Annotated in this window: 23 protein-coding genes; 12 read left to right on the top strand and 11 right to left on the bottom strand. The window is 65.2% G+C overall.

The features are described from left to right. The first annotated feature begins 8 nt into the window (after positions 1 to 8). Positions 9 to 413, top strand: coding sequence for a GFA family protein (locus HGB51_RS18280; protein ID WP_070207807.1), 405 nt, complete (start codon positions 9 to 11; stop codon positions 411 to 413). A 7-nt stretch (positions 414 to 420) separates the two neighbouring features. Here the strand turns inward: HGB51_RS18280 and HGB51_RS18275 are convergent, their stop codons facing one another. Both HGB51_RS18275 and HGB51_RS18270 read right to left on the bottom strand, forming a co-directional pair. Then, positions 421 to 3,834, bottom strand: coding sequence for a response regulator (locus HGB51_RS18275; protein WP_084738930.1), 3,414 nt, complete (start codon positions 3,832 to 3,834; stop codon positions 421 to 423). 33 nt (positions 3,835 to 3,867) lie between these two features. Continuing rightward, entirely contained in the window at positions 3,868 to 5,076 is a 1,209-nt protein-coding gene (locus tag HGB51_RS18270; protein WP_070207806.1) for an acyltransferase family protein, read from the bottom strand. A gap of 173 nt (positions 5,077 to 5,249) precedes the next feature. On the opposite strand from HGB51_RS18270, the gene HGB51_RS18265 reads away from it, so the two are divergent. The 4 genes from HGB51_RS18265 to HGB51_RS18250 all read left to right on the top strand — a co-directional run bounded on the left by HGB51_RS18265 (position 5,250) and on the right by HGB51_RS18250 (position 7,498). Then, a complete protein-coding gene (locus HGB51_RS18265) occupies positions 5,250 to 6,116 on the top strand; it encodes a LytR/AlgR family response regulator transcription factor (protein WP_246233697.1) in 867 nt (288 codons plus the stop codon). Between the two features lie 82 nt (positions 6,117 to 6,198). Next, positions 6,199 to 6,651, top strand: coding sequence for a DMP19 family protein (locus HGB51_RS18260; protein WP_070207804.1), 453 nt, complete (start codon positions 6,199 to 6,201; stop codon positions 6,649 to 6,651). Between the two features lie 35 nt (positions 6,652 to 6,686). Then, positions 6,687 to 7,067 carry a hypothetical protein gene (locus HGB51_RS18255; protein WP_141739121.1) on the top strand — a complete coding sequence of 127 codons (381 nt, stop codon included), beginning with the start codon at positions 6,687 to 6,689 and terminating at the stop codon, positions 7,065 to 7,067. A 50-nt stretch (positions 7,068 to 7,117) separates the two neighbouring features. Further along, on the top strand, positions 7,118 to 7,498 hold the full coding sequence (locus tag HGB51_RS18250) for a VOC family protein (protein WP_070207802.1): 381 nt from the start codon (positions 7,118 to 7,120) through the stop codon (positions 7,496 to 7,498). A 7-nt stretch (positions 7,499 to 7,505) separates the two neighbouring features. On the opposite strand, the gene HGB51_RS18245 is transcribed toward HGB51_RS18250, so the two are convergent. From HGB51_RS18245 to HGB51_RS18235, 3 genes are all read right to left on the bottom strand, one after another. Then, the gene (locus tag HGB51_RS18245; RefSeq protein ID WP_070207801.1) at positions 7,506 to 7,865 is read right to left on the bottom strand and encodes a hypothetical protein; all 360 of its coding nucleotides are present in this window, start codon (positions 7,863 to 7,865) and stop codon (positions 7,506 to 7,508) included. Positions 7,866 to 7,868: 3 nt separating this feature from the next. After that, complete coding sequence (locus tag HGB51_RS18240) at positions 7,869 to 8,285, bottom strand: response regulator (RefSeq protein ID WP_084738927.1); 417 nt, start codon at positions 8,283 to 8,285, stop codon at positions 7,869 to 7,871. A gap of 96 nt (positions 8,286 to 8,381) precedes the next feature. Next, complete coding sequence (locus HGB51_RS18235; protein WP_070207799.1) at positions 8,382 to 8,714, bottom strand: DMT family transporter; 333 nt, start codon at positions 8,712 to 8,714, stop codon at positions 8,382 to 8,384. Positions 8,715 to 8,888: 174 nt separating this feature from the next. Between HGB51_RS18235 and HGB51_RS20190 the strand changes: the two genes are divergently transcribed. Together HGB51_RS20190 and HGB51_RS20185 are read left to right on the top strand one after the other, a co-directional pair. Continuing rightward, positions 8,889 to 9,224, top strand: a complete 336-nt coding sequence (locus HGB51_RS20190; RefSeq protein WP_070207798.1) for a hypothetical protein — start codon at positions 8,889 to 8,891, stop codon at positions 9,222 to 9,224. A gap of 111 nt (positions 9,225 to 9,335) precedes the next feature. Further along, positions 9,336 to 9,905 (top strand): acetamidase/formamidase family protein, encoded by a 570-nt coding sequence (locus HGB51_RS20185; protein WP_070207797.1) that lies wholly within the window; start codon positions 9,336 to 9,338, stop codon positions 9,903 to 9,905. Between the two features lie 242 nt (positions 9,906 to 10,147). Here the strand turns inward: HGB51_RS20185 and HGB51_RS18225 are convergent, their stop codons facing one another. Next, entirely contained in the window at positions 10,148 to 10,897 is a 750-nt protein-coding gene (locus tag HGB51_RS18225; RefSeq protein ID WP_070207796.1) for an SDR family NAD(P)-dependent oxidoreductase, read from the bottom strand. A 99-nt stretch (positions 10,898 to 10,996) separates the two neighbouring features. Beyond that, entirely contained in the window at positions 10,997 to 12,451 is a 1,455-nt protein-coding gene (gene yczR, locus HGB51_RS18220; protein ID WP_070207795.1) for a MocR-like transcription factor YczR, read from the bottom strand. Positions 12,452 to 12,511: 60 nt separating this feature from the next. On the opposite strand from yczR, the gene yczE reads away from it, so the two are divergent. Continuing rightward, entirely contained in the window at positions 12,512 to 13,180 is a 669-nt protein-coding gene (yczE, locus tag HGB51_RS18215) for a membrane protein YczE (protein WP_070207794.1), read from the top strand. 2 nt (positions 13,181 to 13,182) lie between these two features. Here the strand turns inward: yczE and HGB51_RS18210 are convergent, their stop codons facing one another. Genes HGB51_RS18210 through HGB51_RS18195 form a run of 4 tightly spaced genes read right to left on the bottom strand, consistent with a single transcriptional unit; the run spans position 13,183 to position 16,975 of the window. Further along, positions 13,183 to 14,901: a cobaltochelatase CobT-related protein gene (locus HGB51_RS18210; RefSeq protein WP_070207793.1), complete on the bottom strand. Its 1,719-nt coding sequence runs from the start codon at positions 14,899 to 14,901 to the stop codon at positions 13,183 to 13,185. 1 nt (position 14,902) lies between these two features. Then, entirely contained in the window at positions 14,903 to 15,934 is a 1,032-nt protein-coding gene (gene cobS / locus HGB51_RS18205) for a cobaltochelatase subunit CobS (protein WP_084738926.1), read from the bottom strand. After that, positions 15,888 to 16,505: an urease accessory protein UreG gene (ureG, locus tag HGB51_RS18200; RefSeq protein ID WP_070207791.1), complete on the bottom strand. Its 618-nt coding sequence runs from the start codon at positions 16,503 to 16,505 to the stop codon at positions 15,888 to 15,890. Before ureG ends, cobS begins: the two co-directional genes overlap by 47 nt. After that, positions 16,502 to 16,975, bottom strand: coding sequence for an urease accessory protein UreE (locus tag HGB51_RS18195; RefSeq protein ID WP_070207790.1), 474 nt, complete (start codon positions 16,973 to 16,975; stop codon positions 16,502 to 16,504). The genes ureG and HGB51_RS18195 overlap by 4 nt, the downstream gene beginning before the upstream one ends. 97 nt (positions 16,976 to 17,072) lie before the next feature. Between HGB51_RS18195 and HGB51_RS18190 the strand changes: the two genes are divergently transcribed. The 4 genes from HGB51_RS18190 to ureC are packed head-to-tail and all read left to right on the top strand — an operon-like array spanning position 17,073 to position 20,255. Beyond that, positions 17,073 to 17,900, top strand: a complete 828-nt coding sequence (locus HGB51_RS18190; RefSeq protein WP_084738925.1) for an urease accessory protein UreD — start codon at positions 17,073 to 17,075, stop codon at positions 17,898 to 17,900. A 22-nt stretch (positions 17,901 to 17,922) separates the two neighbouring features. Further along, positions 17,923 to 18,225, top strand: a complete 303-nt coding sequence (gene ureA, locus HGB51_RS18185; RefSeq protein WP_070207788.1) for an urease subunit gamma — start codon at positions 17,923 to 17,925, stop codon at positions 18,223 to 18,225. A gap of 10 nt (positions 18,226 to 18,235) precedes the next feature. Then, positions 18,236 to 18,541: an urease subunit beta gene (locus tag HGB51_RS18180; protein WP_070207787.1), complete on the top strand. Its 306-nt coding sequence runs from the start codon at positions 18,236 to 18,238 to the stop codon at positions 18,539 to 18,541. A 10-nt stretch (positions 18,542 to 18,551) separates the two neighbouring features. Beyond that, the gene (gene ureC / locus HGB51_RS18175) at positions 18,552 to 20,255 is read left to right on the top strand and encodes an urease subunit alpha (protein WP_070207786.1); all 1,704 of its coding nucleotides are present in this window, start codon (positions 18,552 to 18,554) and stop codon (positions 20,253 to 20,255) included. The last annotated feature ends 1 nt before the right edge of the window (position 20,256 follow it).

The following is a 20,256-nucleotide window of genomic DNA, read 5'->3' as shown; positions in this document are numbered from 1 at the left end:
CCTGAAAGATGCTTAAGGAAGTAGGCGGCGTCCCCATCCAGCCCAGACACCGCGCCACCTGCCACTGCGGCGCGGTGGAACTTCAGCTTGATCTGCCCGATGGCATCGTGAGCCCGCGCCGGTGTGACTGCTCCATCTGCCGGCGCAAGGGTGCGGTGGTGGCGTCCGTGCCCCTGGCCGGGCTGCACGTCGTGAAGGGTGCAGAACAGCTGAAGCTTTACCAGTTCAACACCCACGCGGCCAAGCATTACTTCTGTGGCATCTGTGGGATCTACACGCATCACCAGCGCCGTTCAAACCCGGAGCAGTTCGGTTTCAACGTGGGTTGCCTGGAGGGCATCAATCCGTTCGCCATTGCGGACGTACCGGTTGAGGACGGCGTCAACCATCCGGCGGATAGGGCACGCACCTAGCCCGCACTCACGCCATCAACCACACCCGGATAAGCGACACCAGCTTGTCCACGTCCAGCGGCTTGGCCACATAGTCGCTGGCACCGGCCTGGATGCACTGCTGCTGGTCGTCGGGCATCGCCTTGGCGGTGAGGGCGATGATCGGCAACTTGCTGAAGCGACCGTCGTGGCGGATCTCGCGGGTGGCGGTCAGGCCATCCTTGACCGGCATCATGATGTCCATCAGCACCAGCTCGATCGGTGCGGGGCCATCGACCGCGTTGGTCAGCGTGTCGATGGCCTCCTGGCCATTGCGCGCGATGGTGACCTTGCAGCCATGCGGCTCCAGCACATTCATCAGTGCGTAGATGTTGCGCACGTCGTCTTCGACGATCAGCACGCGGCGCCCCTCCAACGCGGTATCGCGATGCTGCGCGGTGCGGATCATGCCCTGCTGCGATTCCGGCAGGTCGCTGACCACCTTGTGCAGGAACAGGGTGACTTCATCGAGCAGGCGCTCGGGTGAGCGCGCGCCCTTGATGATGATGGAACTGGAGGAACGGCCCAGGCGCATCTCTTCGGCTTGCGAGAGCACGCGGCCGGTGTAGACGATCACAGGCGGCAGTGCGTGCACGCTCTTCTCTGTGAGCAGCTCGAGCAGCTCGAAGCCGGAGGCGTCGGGCAGCGTGAGGTCGAGCACCATGCAGTCGAAGCTGTGCTGTTCGAGCGCCTGCAGGCACTCCGATGCGGAGCGCGCACCGATGGTTTCCACATCCGCTACCGCCAGCAGTTCGCGCACGGCGTCCAGCTGCACGGCGTCGTCCTCCACCACCAGCACCCGGCGCGGGCGCTGCGACAGGCGGCGCTCCAGCGAGTCGAGCACGCCGGCGAGTTCTTCGCGGGTGGCCGGCTTGCCGAGATAGCCCACCGCACCCAGCGACAGCGCCTTGTGCGAATGGTCCATCGCAGAGACCACGTGGATGGGGATGTGGCGGGTGCGCATGTCGTGCTTGAGCACGTCGAGTACCGAGAGGCCGGACTGGTCGGGCAGGCCGATGTCCAGCACGATGGCGTGCGGAAGCTCGCTGCGGGCTGCAGCGAGCGCTTCGCTCGCGGTGCGTGCTACCTGCGCCCTGAAGCCCATCTCCTGCGCCAGGTCGCTGACGATTTCGCCGAAGGCGATGTCGTCTTCGATGATCAGGATCAGCCCGCGACCGGTGCCGCTGGGCGTCGAGGTACGCATGTCCGGTGCCTTGGACGGGCGGGCAGGGGCCAACGTGGCAGGCACGGCTACCGGTGCCGCTGCAGGTGCCGTAGGACGCTCCGTGTTGGCCAAGCGGGCCGCGACCACCAGGCGGAAGCAGCTGCCCTTGCCGGGCTCGCTTTCCACGCTGATGTCGCCGCCAAGCAGGCGCGCAAGCTCCTGCGAGATCGACAGCCCGAGGCCGGTACCGCCGTAGCGCCGGCTGATGGATCCATCGGCCTGCTGGAACGCTTCGAAGATGCGCGACTGCTGTTCGGGTGCGATGCCGATGCCGCTGTCGGTTACCGCAAACGCGACCTTGCCGTCGCGCGTCGCCGAAGCGACCACGCTGACGCCGCCCACTTCGGTGAACTTCAGCGCGTTGGACAACAGGTTCTTGAGGATCTGTTCGATGCGCTGGCGATCCGACTCGATGACTGCCGGGCAGTCAGCAGTCGCCGACACGTCGAACGTCAGCCCCTTCTCGTTGGCCACCGGACCCAGCAGCGCCGAGATGTCGGTCAGCAGCTTCTCCACCCCGAAGCGCTCGGCGTGCACTTCGATGTGGCCCGCCTCGATCTTGGACAGGTCCAGGATCTCGTTGATCAGGTTGAGCAGGTCGGTGCCGGACGCGTGGATGGTCCGCGCGAACTTCACCTGTTCCGCGCTGAGGTTGCCGTCGCGGTTGTCGCCCAGCAGCTTGGAGAGAATGAGCGCGGAGTTCAGCGGCGTGCGCAGCTCGTGCGACATGTTGGCCAGGAACTCGGACTTGTACTGGCTGGCGCGCTGCACGTTGTTGGATTCGGCCACGATCGCCGCATTGGCGCGGGCGAGTTTGTCGCGCTCGTCTTCCAGCTGCTGCGACTGGTCGAACAGCTGGTTGTTGGTCTGCTCCAGCTCGGCCTGCTGCTCTTCCAGCTCGTGCTGGGACGCGCGCAGCGCGCGGCTCTGTTCTTCCAGCTCCTCGTTGGAGACGCGCAGCTCCTCGCTCTGTACCTGCAGCGTTTCGGACTGCCGCTGGGTCTTGGCCAGCAGCTCGGAGAGCTTGGCGCGGTAAGCGGCGGAGCGCAGGGCGACAGCCATGTCTCCGGAGGCGCGCTCGAGCAGCTCCACCACCTCGGCCGGCACCGCACCGAAGAAGCCCAGCTCGATGACGCCGCTTGTTTCGCCCTCGTGGACGCTGGGTGCGATCACCAGATGGCGCGGCTGGGCCTGGCCCAGGCCCGAACCGACGGTGAAGTAGCCCGGCGGCACGTCGGACACCACGATCACGCGCTTTTCGTCCACGGCGCGGCCGAGCAGACTGCCGCTGCCGCGCAGCTCGCCGCCTTCGGGCGCATCGGCCGGCGAGGCGGTGCCCACTGCACCGATCTGCCTGAAGCCGGTGCCCTCCGGTACGAACAGCATGCCGGCCTCGGCGCCGGTGAATCGGGCGAGGAAGCCCAGGCTGGTGCGCGCAAGCGTACCGCTGTCCAGGTCGCCACCGGTCGCGGTGGCCAGCTCCAGCCGGCCGCGCTGCAGCCAGGCGTCGCGTTCGCGGGCGCGGGTATGGCGGCGCAGCAGGAAGGCGATGAAGATGGTCAGTACCGTCCCCAGCACCGCGCTGGCCGTGCCCGAGCTCAGCGCCGTGTTGTACGCGGACTCCATTTCCGTCAGGCGCTGGGCCCGCTTGTCGAGCTCGATCGCGCGCATGGAGGCGAGCCGCGCACGGATGTCGTCCATGGCGGCTTTGCCGCTGTTGGAATTGACCACCGCCAAGGCCGCTTCGAACCCTTGGGTGCGGCGCAGTTCGATGGTCTCGTGCAGCTCGTCCATCTTGTCCTGGACCCGGCGCGCCAGCAGCTTGAGCCGGTCCCCTTGCGCGGGATCGTCTGCGAGCGCGCTTTCCATGGCCTCCAGCCGTGTGCTGGCCACGGCCAGCGCGGTTCGATAGGGCTCGAGGTAGCTTTCGTCCCCGGTCAGCAGGTAGCCGCGCTGGCCGGTCTCGGCGTCCTGCACCGCAGAGAGGACGTCGCCCATGGCGTTCATCGTCTCCTGCGAGCGGATGACCAGCGCGCTGCCTTCGCGGATGGTCTGGATGTTCTTGCCGGCCAGGAACCCACTGCCGAGGAAGAACAGCATGACCACCAGCAGCGGCCACAGGGTACGAAACGCAGAACCGGTGTCCCGGGTGGCGACGCGGGCTTGGGACGAGGGCATGGGCGGGCAACAGGTTGGGCGCAGCCGCGCAGGCTAGCACGCCGGCCGGCTTGCCAGCGGCGCTGCGACGGTCGGCCCGCGCATCTTCAAACCAAACAAGGGCCGCAGCCACGCCAGCCGTCGGATCACCTCGTAGAACAGGAACGCCAGCGCAAACGTCACCACCACCAGCAACGGCCCCTCCACCAGCGGCGCAAGACCCAGCGGCTTCAGGTTGTGCGCGGCCACCACGATGATGGTCTGGTGCAGGATGTACACCGGGAACACCGCTGGGACGAGATAACGCAGCGCGCGATTGTCACCGGGGTTCCAATGCCGGGCAAAGCCCAGCACCGCGACGATGGCGCACCATTGATTCACGCCCCACACCGCGCGCATGACCAGGCGTAGTGCCGGCAGCGGCTCACCGTCGGCGTAATAGGTCACGAAGTAGGCGATCAGTCCTGCCCAGCTGGCGAGCCACAGGATCAGCGCGGTCCAACGCAGGCGGGCCAGGACGTTCCAGAACGTCTCCGCTCTTGCCAGCAGGAAGCCGAGCAGGAACACCGCCCCGTACTGCGCGTGGTTGTACCAGTCGCCCGCCAGCGCGTGGGTCGATTCGAAGCGACCGGAAAGCGTTACCCGCAGCACCGCCAGCAATACGGCGGGCCAGATCAGAGCGCCGTACCCCGAGAGCATGCGCTCCAGTCCCCGTCCCATCGCCCGCAGCGCACCGGGCGCCAGGCTCCACAGCAGCCAGATCACCACCGTGTACACCCACAGGTAGGCAACGAACCACAAATGGTTCCAGGTGGGCACCCGCAGGCAGCCGTCCGCGTCGCAGAAGCCCTCGTAGCCGGAAAGGTACTGGCCCCAGAAGGTCAGGTAGCCGTGGTGGTACCCACCCGGCAGCTGCTCCACCACCTCGTAGTAGGACTGCGGCGTCACGACCACGACCATGCCGAAGATCAATGGCACCAGCAGGAACCACGAGCGGCTCCCCAGCAGCCGCAACCGGCTGCCGCCGGACCCCGCCCTGGCGTCGATCTTTCCGAACATGAAGGCGGTCGCTGCGCCGGAGACCAGGAACAGCAGCGACAGCCGCCACGGCGCAGTCAGCACCATGAAGGGCTCCAGCGCGTGGCTGGCATTCGGGCTTTTTACATGCCAGTCCCAGGTCACGTAGTACATGCCCACGTGGTACAGGACCAGCACGCCAAAGGCGCAGACGCGCACCCAGTCCAGGTCGTATCGGCGTTGCATGGGTGCTCTCCAGTTGGCAGGTAGCCCTACGCTGGGCCCAGTCGCCCGGCCCCGCCAGCGCGAAGGGCCGTCCCGCAAGGGCTGAGGGACGAGCCGCAGACCCACGGGGACGAACCGGAATGGTGTGACACCGGCCTGCGGCCTACACTTTCCCGATGACCCATCCCGATCCCATGCCCTACGAACGATATCTCCCCTGGCGGCGTTGGGTGGAGTGGGGCTTCTGGGTGTTGCTGGTGGGGACCAACCTGCTGGGCAACAGCATCACCACGGTGATCGACCTGCGCCGGCTCAACGCCGGTTTCGAGACCTGGAAGCCGGTGGTGTGGGAGGCCAGCAGCGCGGTGGTCTGGCTGCTGGTGCTCATCCCGTTCCTGGCTTGGTACACCCGCCGCTTCCCGCTGCTGTGGGACAACTGGCGCCGGCGCCTGATCCAGTACATCCCGGTGAGCATGGCCGTGTGCCTGGTACACGTAACCGCCATGGTGGCGCTGCGGATGCTGGCGTACCGTACGGTCGGCCAGGAGTACGACTTCGGCCCCTGGCCGCGCGAGCTGGCCTACGAGTACCTCAAGGACGTGCGCAGCTTCATCTCCATCGTCCTGGTGATGGAAGGCTACCGGTTCGTGATGCGACGCTGGCGGGGCGAGGTCAGCCTGTTGAGCGCGCCGGACCAGGGCCCGCCGCTGGAGCCGGTGGATCGACCGGAGCGCTTCCTGGTGCGCAAGCTGGGAAGGGAGTTCCTGATCGCCGCCAGCGACATCGAGTGGGTGCAGGCCGCCGGCAACTACGTAAACCTGCGCGTGCGCGGGCATGACTACCCGCTGCGCAGCACCCTGGCTGGCGTGGAAACGCGGCTGGACCCGCAGCGCTTCGTACGCATCCACCGCAGCTACATGGTGGCCCTGCCGCACGTGGCCTCGATCGAGCCGCTGGAAACCGGCGATGCGCGCGTGCACCTGCGCGATGGCACCACCTTGCCGTGCAGCCGGACCTACCGGCAGGAACTGCGGGACAACGCCGGCGGGATGGCCGCCTGAGGGCACTTGATTCTCCGCGCGGCAGCGGCGACGCTGCGCGGGTGGTCGGACGCATCGTTCCGGCCCCCTCTGGAGAGTGTGCGTGGGCTATTGGACGCTGGTTGAGCCGATCTGGGACACCGTATCGATCTACGACGGTGGCGATGTATTCCTCCAGCAGTACACCGCCTCGCCCGAGGCATCACGCGTCCTGTTCGCGGCGCACTGGTGCCAGTCCGAGATCAACAACGGCGGGTTCGAGCAGTTCTTTTCCAACAGCACGGGCGTGCTGGCGCCGGAAGGCGTGCAGGCGTTCCGTGCCTTGGGTATGCCAGAGACCGCAGAGCTGATCGACAAGGCGATGCAGGTCTTTGGTCCGACGTATCCTCGTGAGCGCTCCGAGCGCGAGGATGCGCTGGACAAGGTCTGGGATGATTTCGATGATGACACTGACCCGTTCAGTGACCTCGACGAGTCATTCTTCAAGCGGGTGGAAACAGAAAATGGCGGCTTCGAAAATGCGGCAGACCGTTACGCTGCGGCATTGAAGCCCTGATCAAGAACGGATATCCCACACATTGGAGGTGCACCATGAAGGTCGCAGCCGCTTTACTGTCCCTTTGTTGCGTTTCGTTCTCTTCGTCTGCGGCTGCTCCGCAAAGGGTGCAGTTCACCGGCACCCTGCAGCGGGATGCACTGCCGGCAGTCGCCGTTGACCTTCAGTTACCGTCTCGCGAAGCCGCCACGGTTCAGCTCTCCGATGGCTTTACCCTTGAGCTGACGACGCCGGGCAACCCGAGCAGTCCGGATGGCGCCCGCATCAAGTTGCTCTCGCCCGACGGCAAGGTCATGCACACGGCCAGCGTTCCAGACCCCGGCGTGGCCAGCATCTCGTTCGCTTTTCAAGTCTGTGCGGGACAGGTAACCTACATGAGTCCTGCGCCCGCGGATGTTCCTGCATGCAAAGCGTAATTTAGAATTCATACGCGGTAGAAGAACGCTTCTGATCAAGGTAATCGTCGATGCTCCACCACATCTCCATCGGCGTCCGCGATCTCGATCTATCGGCGCGCTTCTACGATGCCGCCCTGGGCGCATTGGGTTTCCGTCGCGTCTTCGAAGATGAAACGGCGGTCGGGTACGGGCTGGTCGACGACGAGGATCTGCTATGCCTGAAGCTGCGGGAGAATGCGCAGCCGCCCGGGGAAGGCTTCCACCTTGCCTTTGCAGCGCCATCGCGTGCAGCCGTGCAGGACTTCCACGTGTCCGCGCTGAACGTCGGTGGCACCTGCAACGGCGCTCCTGGCGTACGCCTCGACTATGGAGACCACTATTACGCGGCCTTCCTGATGGACCCGGACGGACACCGAATCGAGGCTGTCATCAACGGATCATGGATCTAGCGGCGGCTTAAAGCTTACCTGCGCCTTCGTAACGCGATACACCCTGCTCGATCACCTGCTTCAGCTCATCCATCACGGCAGCATCGCAGGCATCGAAGTTGAAGCACGACTTCCCCTGCATGCGTTTCTTCAGTGCAGGGCTGATGTTGTCCAGCAGCTCCGGGAAGTCGTACACCGGCATGAAATGCAGCACCTGCTTGCGCCCTGACGCCTTTACCGCACCAAAGAACTGGGCTTTTCCTTTGACGTCGGGCTTCTGGCAATTGGCGTAGAAGTGGCCGTCTTGATCGTGGACGATGAGGAGCCGTTGCCGATAGGGGAGCAGCAGGTCGCGAAGGGCAGTGAACACATCGACGGACTCTTTCATGCGCTATCCCGGTGTCGAAACGAACGGATCGGTTCCTGAAGCGTTGCTTCCACCCTCGGCGCGCGTGACAGCATTGAACAGCGCCATGAGTTGTTTGAGACGATAGGGCTTGGACAGGAAGGTGACGCCCTCCGGCAGCGGCGGCAGCTGGCTGCGGGCGTAACCCGAGGCCAGGATCACCTGCGCCTGGGGCAGGTGGCGTGCCACGGTTTCGGCCAGTTCAATTCCCGATACGCCGTTCGGCATCTCAATGTCACTGAAGACGACATCGAAATCGCCATGAAGCCTGATCAGCTCCTCGGCGCATCGGCCGTCCTCTGCCAGGACGACGTCAACGCCATGGTCCGCCAGTGCATTACCAATCAGATCGCGCAGGTCCAGCTGGTCTTCAACCAGTAGAACGCGGGGCCGCCTCAACATGCAGATTCCGATACGTCAGTTGGTGGTCTGGAAGCCAGTGTGTCCGGTGGACTGGCGCAGCTCAACGGCTTTTCCCTGAACCATACATCTTCCTCGTCAGTGGCCCGACGTCTTGGAGAGCGTGTTCATGACCACTACGCCGCCGGTAATCATCGCCATGCCGATCACGCCCCACAGGTCGATCTTCTGACCATGCAGGACCCAGGCAACCAGTGTGATGAACACGATCCCGACGCCGGACCAGATGGCGTAGGCCACCCCGACTGGAACGCTCTTGAGGGTCTGCGAGAGGCAATAGAAGGACACGCCGTAGAAGAGCACGACCAGAATGGAAGGCCCCACCTTGGAGAAGCCTTCGCTGGCCTTCAATGCGCTGGTGGCGATGACCTCACTGAGGATCGCCACCGCCAGGTAGATCCATGCATTCATTCCCGCTGCCCTCTGTCTGGATCGGTCGATCTTGGCCGAAGGCATTGGAAAGGGGAATCTTGTCTGATCGGGAATACTGTGCGCAAAGCCGTCGTTACGTTTGACACTGCTGCTGCCTCCCCACCCTCCATAAGTTCCCGGAACCTGCCTTGTCGGTCTGCATGGAGCTCCGCAATGCCCTTCGCTCCCAAGCTGTTCCTGCTGCTGGCGGCGCTGCCGTTGCCAGCCCTTGCCGCCGAGCAGTGGGTCGTAGCTACCGACTGGTGGGGCAGCACCAATTACCAGACCCTGCACATGGACGTACAAGGTGAACAGGTCAGCGGCAAGCTCGACGCCGATCCGGTCACCGGGTCACTGCGTGGTGGGCGACTGCAGTTCACTGCCAGGGATTCACAGGGGCAGGCCTATCATTTCGAGGGCCAGATCGATGACGCGAAGATGCGCGGCCAGAGCGACCAGCCCGATACCAACCATCGGGACAGACGCATCACCCATGCGTTCACGGCATGAACCGCCTCCCTTGGCCAGCCCGCCCGCTGGGAGCTGGACCGTGTCAAAGGCGTTGCGCGCCCGCAGGGGGCCACGGGCGGGCTGAAGAACTTCGAGATCCCGGTGAAGCCGATGCTGGGCGGCATCGCCGTGGCACCCGGTTTTGGTTACCCGCCGTTTTCTACCGGCGACACGGTTGAGTTCGGCGGCAACATGGATTTCAACGCGGCTGTTGAGGGCAACACCGTGTACCTGCCGGTGCAGCAGCCCGGTGCACTGCTGTACCTGGGCGACGGCCACGCGTTGCAGGGCGATGGTGAGACCACGCAGTGGGCGCTGGAAACCTCGCTGGATGTGGTGGTGAAGGTGGAACTGCTGAAACAGCACTCGATCAACACCCCGCGCGTGGAGTCGCCAACCCAGATCATGACGTTGGGTCAGGGCGGCTCGAGTGACGACGCGCTGCGCTTGGCTACCTCCGGCATGCTGCAGTGGTTGCGCGGAAGCCATGGATTGAACATGGCCGAAGCCACCCAGGTATTGGGTGTCGCGGTGCAGTACCAAGTGGTGAATCTGGCTGGGCGCAGCGTTGGCGTCGCCGCCAGGATCGACAAGTCGGTTCTGAAGAACCTGTCGTCCCCAGCTTCGACGAAGCCACGGGATGCGTCTGGCATTGAGCAGGGAGACCGCGCGGGCAGGTAACGCACGCCTGCCGTCAACGCTTCATCACTTCTGCGTGGTCAACGTCTGCGCGGCGATCTCAGCCTTCGCCAACTGCTTGCCGCCGTGGTAGCCGACTACGAACACTCCAGCTGCCAGGATCAACCCGGCGAACAACAGCTTCATTGCCTTGATGCTTGTCATCGGTAGGCCATCGTGATGGGCGTTGGCGTCCGATGCTAGCGGGTTCGCGGAAGCCGCAGTATCAGGGAAATCTGACGTGCCTACAGCACCGACATCCCGCCATCCACGCGCAGCACCACGCCGTTGACGAAGCTGCCCGCGTCCGAGGCCAGGAAGAGTGCGGCGCTGGCCAGCTCCTCCGGCTCACCAAGCCGGCCCAATGGGATGGCGCTTGCGACCTGCTGTTCGAAGTCACCTCGCTGTTCCGGCGGGATGCCGAGCTTGTCCAGGATGGGGGTGTTGACCGGACCCGGGCTGAGCACGTTGACGCGGATGCGGCGTGCGCGGAACTCGACCATCCAACTGCGCGCGAAGGCTTCGATGGCGGCCTTCGAACCCGCGTACACGGCGTGGCCGTCCAGCACCTTCTGGCTGGCGATCGAGCTGGTGATGATGATGGCGCCGCCGTCACGCATGATCGGCGCAATGTTCTGCACGCCGAAAAACACGCCGCGCGCATTGGCGCTGAACTGGGCATCGAATTCGTCCGGGCTGACCTGGGCCGAGTCGTTGATGGTATTCAGGCCGGCGTTGGCCATGTAGATGTCCAGGCCGCCAAAGCGTTGCTTCAGCTCCGCCGCCACTGCGTCGTGGTGGGCGATGTCCGCGACGTCTCCAACAAGGCCCGTGGCCGCGCTGCCGATGGAGGCCACTGCGGCGTCAACGACGTCTTTTCGCCGCCCGGTGATGATGACCTGGGCGCCCTGTGCTGCGAAGAGCTTCGCGGTCGCCAGTCCAATGCCGCTGCTGCCGCCGGTGATCAGGGCGGTTTTGCCATGGAGGGTCTGCATGGTGTTTCCGGAACGTGGGGGTTCGGAGCACGATAGGCAGGCGCGTGGACGCACGGTAGACGGTGGACGGGAAACGGCGTGTTGAGCGCGGTGAACCAATCAGAGGATCACGACCTGTGCACCCTGCCTGCGCGCGGATGGGCGCAACGGGGCGCTCGACCAGACCTCAGCGATGCGCCGCACGGCTTCGATCAGGTCCGCCTCCGGCCGCACGAAGGGGATGCGCAGCCATTGGTCGCCGCCACCTTCCACGCTGAACATCGGGCCGGGCGGGATGTGTACGCCGGCAGCTTCCAGGCGGGTCGCGAACTGGGTGGCACTGGTGCCGGCAGGCAGCTGCAGCCACAGCGTCATGCCGCCCTGCGGAAGACGGAAGCGCCACTCCGGCAGGTGTTCGATGATGGCGTTGGCCAGCGCGTCGCGGCGCTCGCGCAGCTGGGTGCGGCGGGCGGCCATCAACGCTCCGTCCTGCAGCAGTTCGGTCACCACCAGCTGGTCGAACAGGGCGGTGCCCAGGTCCAACTGCAGCCGTGCCTTGATGAGCTTGTCCATCATTCCCTGCGGCGCGCGGATCCAGCCCACGCGCAGACCGCTCCAGTACAGCTTGGACACACTGCCCAGGGTGATCGTCTCCGGGGCATGCGCGGCGAACGGCAGCGGCATTGACGCGTCTGTGAGCGACAGTGCCTGCAACGACTCGTCGACGATGGGGACGGTGCGCGTGGCCTTCAGTTCGGCGGCATAGCGTGCGCGCTGGTCGTCGCGCATCAGGAAGCCGGTGGGATTCTGGAAGTCGGGAATGAGGTACGCCAGATGCGGCCGGGTCTGGGTAAGGGTGGCGGCGACGCCGTCCAGGTCCCAGCCTTCTTCGCCCAGCGCGTCGCCCATGGGAGAGGCCACCAGCCGCGCGCCGCCCAGCCGAAGCGCTTCGATGACGTTGGGGTAGACCGGCGATTCGATCATCACCCGGTCGCCGGGACGCGACAGCGCCCGCGCCACCACGGCGGTGGCGGCCAATGCGCCTGAGCACACCATGATCTGGCCGGGATCGGTAGGCAGCCCGCGTTGGGCGAACTGCTGGGCGATCAGGGCACGCAGCGCGGGCAGGCCGGTGGGACGGTAGCCATCGCTGCCCAGGTATCCGGGCAATCGCTCCATGGCGCGCTCATAGGCAGCGCCTATGCCAGGTATGGCCGTGGTGGACGCGCAGGTGAGGTCGATGCTGCCCTCCGGGTCGTGCGGATTGGCCACCGAACGCAGTGCGTGGTCGTGCGCGCGACGGCGTTCGGCGGGCACTGCGGCGAACGTGCCGGCGCCGTGGCGGGTGCTGGCGAAACCGGCAGCCACAAGGTCGGCATAGGCGCGCGTGACTGTGTTGCGGGACACCCCGAGCTGCACGGAGACCGCGCGCTCGCTCGGCAGGCGGGTGTCGAGCGGAATGCGCCCGTCGCCGATGAGTTCCTGCAGGACCTGGCGCAGGCCGCGATATGCCGGCTTGCGCGGGAACTGGCCAACCAGGGTGGCCAGGTGCTGGGGAGTCAGGGCGCGATTCATGGGGCCACTATGGCTGAACTGGCTCTACGTGGAAGTGCCACTTGTCGAGATACTGGCCCCATGAACCTGAACACCTCTCCGCTTGGACTGGCCAATCTCGGCCCTCTCGCCCAGCTCCGTGCGGGCCGACTGCCCGAACGCCTGGTACGGCTGCTGGTCGGGCTGTATCTGTACGGCATTTCCAACGCGCTGCTGATGCGCAGCACGCTCGGCGGCTCTCCGTGGGTGGTGTTCCACGAGGGCGCCGCGCGGCACCTGCCGCTGTCGCTGGGCACGATCATGGTGCTGGTGGCGCTGGTGGTGCTGCTGCTGTGGATACCGCTGCGGCAGATGCCCGGGCTGGGCACGCTGGCCAACACCCTGCTGCTGGGGCCGTTCACCGACATCAACCTGCAGTTTTTCGACGCGCCTGAGGCCCTGGGGCTGCGCTGGCTCTACCTGCTCACCGGCGTAGTGGTCTGCGCGATCGCCACAGCGCTGTACGTCGGCGCGCAACTGGGCACCGGCCCGCGCGATGGCCTGATGACCGGCTTTGCCCGGCGTGCGGGGTGGTCCATCCAGCGGGTCCGCACCTGCATCGAGCTGGTGGTGCTGGCGCTAGGTTTCGCCCTGGGTGGCATTGCCGGTGTGGGGACGGTGGTGTTCGCACTGTGCGTGGGGCCGATCACACAGTTCTTCATGCGTTACCTGGTGCTGCGGCTGGATGTGGCGCCGGCGCCGGCGCAGTGATGTCAACGGGCGGCGCGTTGCACGAGCAGCCCGCCGAGCTCATCTGTCAGCGCACCTGCCAGTTGCTCCGGCTCGCGGATGGTTACTGCACCCGCGTAGTACCTGCCAACGTCATGGCCCATGCCTATCGCCACCAGCTCTACGGGCGAGCGCTTTTCGATCATGTCGATCACCGCGCGCAGGTGGCGCTCAAGGTAGTCACGTGGATTGGCTGAAAGGGTGGCGTCATCGGCGGGCGCGCCGTCGGATACGACGATGAGAAGTCTGCGTTGCTCGGGTCGGGCGAGCAGGCGCTGGTGTGCCCATAGCAGGGCCTCACCGTCGATGTTCTCCTTCAGGAGATCGCTGCAGAGCATCAGGCCGAGGCTGCTTCTGGCGCGACGCAGCGGCTGCCGCGCGGATTTGTAGATGATGTGGCGGGTCTGGTTGAGGCGACCGGGTGCGGCGGGCCTGCCTGCCTTCAACCACGTCTCGCGTGGCTGTCCACCGTTCCATGCGCCTGTGGTGAAGCCGAGGATCTCAACGCTGACACCACAGCGCTCCAGCGTGGCGGCAAGGATGTCGCAACAGACCGCAGCCACGGCGATGGGGCGACCGTGCATGGAGCCGGAGTTGTCGATCAGCAGGGTGACCGCCGTGTCCCGGAAGCGACTCTCGCGCTCCTGCTTGAACGACAGCGGCTGCGTCGGGTCGATGATGATGCGCGCAACCCGGGCGGTGTCCAGCTCGCCTTCTTCGAGGTCGAACGCCCAGTCGCGCTGCTGGCGTGCCATCAGATGCCGCTGGAGTCGCGCCGCCAGCCGCCCTACGGTGACGCGGTGCACGGCGCGATGCCGGTCCAGCACACCGCGCAGCCGCTGCAGCTCCTGCGGAGTGCGAAGGTCCCACGCGTTTGCAGTCTGATCGAATTCGGTGGTGAAGACGCGATAGCCGGTCTCAGCGGCCACCGCTCCGCTCGCCGCGCGTAGTCGTGCCGGATTCAATGGCTGTCCATCCCGCCTGTCCGGGGGTGAAGGCGCATCTGCAACGGCGGGCTCGTCCAAGCCGGTCGCCTCTTCGACGTGCTCACGCTGTTCATCACGTGCCACGTTGTTCTGGCCAGCGTTACCCGTGCACGTGGTGCCCGCGTTGTTCAAAGGTGCGCGATCCATGTGCGCTTCCAGCAACACATCGACCGTCAGTGCATCCAGATGCCTGGTGACAACACGTGCGAAGCTGGACTGCTCGTACATAACGTATGGAAGTTCCTGCAGCATATTTTCGAACTGGTCGTGCACCCACGCACCATGCTTCGCGAGTGCCGCCGCTCCACTCACTGGCGACGGCTCACTGGTCAGCCGCGTTCGAAGGATCAGCGCAAGCGCCGTCGTTGCGTCCGCCTCGCGCTCGTCCAGCGCGTTCTCCAATGCAGCAGCCAGGTTTCGCGCTACGCCGCGCATGCGAACGGCTCCCACGGCTTCAATGCGAACGTTCTCCAACGCGTCGTACAGCGCACGCGCCTGTGGGTTCTTCGGTGCCATGTCCTCATGGATGCGCGCGTCATGGTGAGCCCGGCGCAGCGCACGCGCATCGCTGATGCCTCGGGTGACGGCAAGCCGGGTCAGCGCGACACTGCTTCGCGGAGCGGCCTGTTCAACGATGCGGTCACCTGCAAGGGCGCGTGAGCATGCGTCCAGGGCCAGCCGGACCGCATCCTGTGCCGGCCCATGCTTCGCGTTCATGTCAACGCAACTGCACGTTGGCTATCGACTCCGGCAACTCCTCGCCGAAGACGCGTTGATAGAACTCCGCCACGATGCCGCGTTCCAGTTCGTCGCACTTGTTGAGGAAGGTGATCCGGAAGGCAAACGCGATGTCGCCGAAGATCTCCGCGTTCTCGGCCCAGGTAATGACCGTGCGCGGGCTCATCACCGTGGCGATGTCGCCGTTGGTGAATGCGGCGCGGGTCAGATTCGCAACCTGCACCATCCGCACCACCGTCTCGCGCCCCGCATCGTTGCGGTAGTGCCTGGCCTTGGCCAGCACGATCGCCACTTCATCGTCCTGCGCCAGGTAGTTGAGCGCGGCCACGATCGACCAGCGGTCCATCTGCGCCTGGTTGATCTGCTGCGTGCCGTGGTACAGGCCGGTACTGTCGCCAAGCCCTACCGTGTTGGCGGTAGCGAACAGGCGAAATGCGGGGTGCGGCAACAGCACGCGCGCCTGGTCGAGCAGGGTAAGCCGGCTGGAGGACTCCAGCACGCGCTGGATGACGAACATCACGTCCGGCCGACCGGCGTCGTACTCATCGAGTACCAGCGCCACGTTGTTCTGGTAGGCCCACGGCAGGATGCCATCGCGGAACTCGGTGACCTGCCTGCCGTCCCGGATCACGATGGCGTCCTTGCCGATCAGATCGATGCGGCTGACATGGCTGTCCAGGTTGATGCGCACGCACGGCCAGTTCAGCCGCGCCGCAACCTGCTCGATATGGGTGGACTTGCCGGTGCCGTGGTAGCCCGAGACCATCACCCGGCGCCGGTGGGCGAAGCCGGCGAGAATGGCCAGCGTGGTCTCGCGATGGAATACGTAGTCCGGATCGATCTCTGGTACGTGCGCGCCTGCTTCTGCATAGGCGGGTACGCGCATGCCGCTGTCGAAGCCGAACAGCTGCGCCACCTCGACCGTGGAATCGGGCAACGCGGTCGCATCGCCCGACGTCACCGCGTCAGGCGCGGAGCCCGCCGTTTTCCATGATGAAGTCGACAATTTCATCCAGCCCTTTTCCTCTGGAAAGGTCCGTGAAGCCGAACGGACGGGTGCCGCGCATTTTCAGCGCGTCGCGCTGCATCACCTCGAGATCAACATCCACGTACGGCGCGAGGTCGCTCTTGTTGATGACCAGGAAGTCAGACTTGGTGATGCCTGGCCCGCCCTTGCGCGGAATTTCCTCGCCCTGGCAGACCGAGATCACGTAGAGGGTAAGGTCGGCCAGGTCCGGTGAGAATGTAGCGGCCAGATTGTCGCCACCGGATTCGATGAACACCACGTCCAGGTCAGGGAAGGCGCGGTTCATCTCGGCAATCGCCTGCAGGTTGATCGACGCGTCTTCGCGGATGGCGGTGTGCGGGCAGCCCCCGGTTTCCACCGCCATGATCCGGTCTTCGGACAATGCCTGCCGACGCGCGAGGATCATCGCGTCTTCCTTGGTGTAGATGTCGTTGGTGATCACCGCGATGGAGAGGCGATCACGCAGCGCCTTGCACAGCTTCTCGGTCAGCGTGGTCTTGCCGGAGCCGACCGGCCCGCCGATACCGATGCGCAGGGGACCATGTTGTGAGCTCATGGCGTATGTCCGTGCGAATGCGAATGCTGGTGGCTGTAGGCACCGCGCACGGGACTGAACGGTTCATTGACTTCGCGCACCTTCGCACCAAGGCCTTCCAGCATGGCGGTGATGACGTGGTCGCGCGCGATCAGGATGCGGTCGGGATAGATGGCGGCGGCGAGGTGCCGGTTGCCGATGTGCCACGCCAGTTCGGTGAGGTGCAGCGGGTTCTTCGCGGTGACTTCCAGCAGTTCTTCTTCTGCTGCATGAATGTGGACCACGGTGCCGTCTTCCAGCAGCAGCTGCGCGCCGGATGCGAGCACCACCGGTTCAGGCAGGTCCAGCAGTATCTTCTCGCCGCTCGGCAGTGAGAGCGCGCGCCGGCGCACATGCCGTTCGTCGTAACTCAGCACCAGCGTGCCCAGTGAAACGCGGGGCAACCAGCCGGGTTCGATGGAACCGTCTTCTACCGCGATGGCCTTAAGCATCTTTCACTCCGGCTGAACATGACGGGTGTCCAATGAATCTACTCTAGCGCAGTTGGTTCGAATGCGTCGTTGGCCTGCAAGTCACAGGGAGTCCTTGATGGCTGCGAACGATTGGCGTGGCAAGCTTGAGCTGTGGTTCGAGCACCAGGAAGGCAAGACCCGCCTCATGCGACGCCAGCATGTTGGGCCACTGGCTGTGCAGCGCGCGTTCTATCCAGAAACCGACGGATCCGCACATGTGTACATACTGCACCCACCCGGTGGCATTGCCGGTGGCGACCAGCTGGTGATCGACTGCCACCTGGCCGAGCAGGCGCGGACGGTGCTCACTACACCGGGCGCAACCAAGTTCTACCGCAGCGAAGAACGGACCAGCATGCAGCAGGTTCGCATCGACGTCGCCGCTGGAGCGGTCTGTGAGTACCTTCCCCAGGAGACCATCGTGTTCGCCGGTGCCACCGCCTCCATGAAGACCCAGGCCGTGCTCGCGGCTGATGCCGTGTATATCGGCTGGGACTTCGTAAGTTTCGGACGGCCAGCTGCGGGCGAACGTTTCGGCGCAGGCACGTTCCGGCAGTGCGTGGAGATCGTGCGCGACGGCGAACCGATCTGGTTCGAACGCTTCTGCGTGTCAGGGCCGGAGGCGGTGAAAGACCAGCCCTTCGTGCTGGCAGGCCAACCGATCATGGGCACGCTGGTGTACGCCGGACCGTCCATTGAAGACGCGGCCGCGCGTGTCCGCGACACACTCGGCGAGGACGCGCAGCATGTGTTCTCGGTGAGCGCGCTGGAGCGCGTGGTGGTCTGCCGTTATCTGGGCGACCACATGTCGCAGGCCAAGTCGCTGTTCCGCAGGGCGTGGCACGTGCTGCGCGAGGGCGGTATCGGCAAGGGCGGCGTCGCACCGCGCATCTGGGCGACCTGAGACAACCAACGAGAGCAGAGCCATGGACCTGTTGCCACGTGAAAAAGACAAGCTGCTGCTGTTCACTGCGGCGTTGGTCGCCGAACGACGCAAGGCGCGGGGCGTGAAGCTCAACTACCCCGAAGCGGTGGCATTGATTTCCGCAGCGGTGGTGGAGGGCGCGCGTGACGGCAGGACCGTAGCCGACCTGATGTCGTATGGCGCCACGCTGCTGACCCGCAGCGATGTGATGGAAGGCGTGGCGGAGATGATCCACGACATCCAGGTGGAAGCCACGTTCCCGGACGGCACCAAGCTGGTCACCGTCCACAATCCGATCCCGTGAGGTGCCTGCCATGATTCCCGGAGAGTATTTCATCGAAGAAGGATCGATCGAGCTCAACCAGGGACGCGAACGCCGCAGCCTGCAGGTGAGCAATTCCGGCGACCGTCCCATCCAGGTCGGCTCGCATTACCACTTCTTCGAAACCAACACGGCACTGCTGTTCGATCGCGACCAGGCCCGCGGCTTCCGTCTGAACATCCCTGCCGGCACCGCAGTACGTTTCGAGCCGGGCCAGGACCGCACGGTGGAGCTTGTGGCGCTCGCTGGAGCGCGCGAGGTCTATGGGTTCAACGGCTTGATCATGGGCAAACTGTAGGGGCAGGCATATGGTTACCATCACCCGCGACGCCTATGCGAATCTTTATGGCCCGACCAAGGGCGACCGTGTACGGCTGGCCGACACCGAGCTGATCATCGAGATCGAGGAAGACCGCACCATCTACGGTGAAGAGGTCATCTTCGGCGGTGGCAAGGTCATCCGCGACGGCATGGGCCAGGGCCAACGCCTGGCCAGCGAGGTGGCCGACGTGGTCATTACCAGTGTGATCATTCTCGACCACTGGGGCATCATCAAGGCCGACATCGGGATCAAGGACGGGCGCATTTCCGGCATCGGCAAGGCCGGCAATCCGGACATCCAGCCCGGCGTGGACATCGTGATCGGCCCCGGTACGGACGTCATCGCCGGCGAAGGCAACATCGTCACCGCCGGTGGCATCGACACGCATATCCACTTCATCTGCCCGCAGCAGGCCGACGAGGCACTGGCCAGCGGCACCACCACGCTGGTCGGCGGCGGCACCGGCCCCACCGTGGGCACCCTGGCTACCACGGTGACGCCCGGACCGTGGGCGATCCACCGCATGCTGGAGGCCGCCGATGTGCTGCCGCTCAACATCGGCCTGCTGGGCAAGGGCAATGCGAGCCAGCCCGAGCCGCTGCGCGAGCAGATCCGCGCGGGCGTGATCGGGCTGAAGCTGCATGAAGACTGGGGCACCACCCCGGCGACCATCGACAACTGCCTGACTGTGGCCGACGAGGAAGACATCCAGGTCGCGATCCACACCGACACGCTCAACGAGAGCGGCTTCGTGCGCGACAGCTTCGCCGCCATGAAGGGCCGCACCATTCACAGCTTCCATACCGAAGGCGCCGGCGGTGGCCATGCGCCGGACATCATCACTGCCGCCGGGGAAGAGAACATCCTGCCCTCGTCCACCAATCCGACCCGGCCGTACACGATCAATACCGTGGACGAGCACCTGGACATGCTGATGGTGTGCCATCACCTCAGTTCGCAGGTGCCCGAGGACGTCGCCTTTGCCGAGTCGCGGATCCGCCGCGAGACCATCGCCGCCGAAGACATCCTGCACGACATGGGTGTGTTCTCGATGATGTCCTCGGACTCGCAGGCGATGGGACGCATCGGCGAAACCACGCTGCGCTGCTGGCAGACCGCGCACAAGATGAAGGTGCAGCGCGGGCCGTTGCCCGAAGACAACGCGCGCAACGACAACTTCCGGGTCAAGCGCTACGTGGCCAAGTACACGATCAACCCGGCGATCACCCACGGCCTGGCGCACGAGGTGGGCTCGATCGAGGTCGGCAAGCGCGCCGACCTCGCGCTGTGGAAGACCGACTTCTTCGGGGTGAAACCCAAGGCCGTGCTGATTGGCGGCATGATCGCGGTGGCGCCGATGGGCGACCCGAACGCGTCCATTTCCACGCCGCAGCCGGTGCATTACCGGCCCATGTACGCGGGCATGGGCCGTGCGGGTGCCTCCACCGGGGTCACGTTCGTTTCCCGCAGCGCGCTGGCCGATGGCATCGGCGAGAAGCTCAAGCTCAACAAGCACCTGGTAGCGGTCAAGGGGATCCGCTCGCTGCGCAAGAAGGACATGATCCACAACGGGCTCACCCCCAAGCTGGAGGTCGACCCGCAGAACTACCAGGTCCGCGTGGACGGCGAGCTGATCACCTGCGAGCCCGTGGATGTGTTGCCCATGGCCCAGCGCTACTTCCTGTTCTAGG

Origin of the sequence: Stenotrophomonas bentonitica (assembly GCF_013185915.1) — a bacterium.
GTDB classification, from domain to species: Bacteria; Pseudomonadota; Gammaproteobacteria; order Xanthomonadales; family Xanthomonadaceae; genus Stenotrophomonas; species Stenotrophomonas bentonitica.
This window is presented reverse-complemented; position numbering and strand designations above follow the sequence as displayed.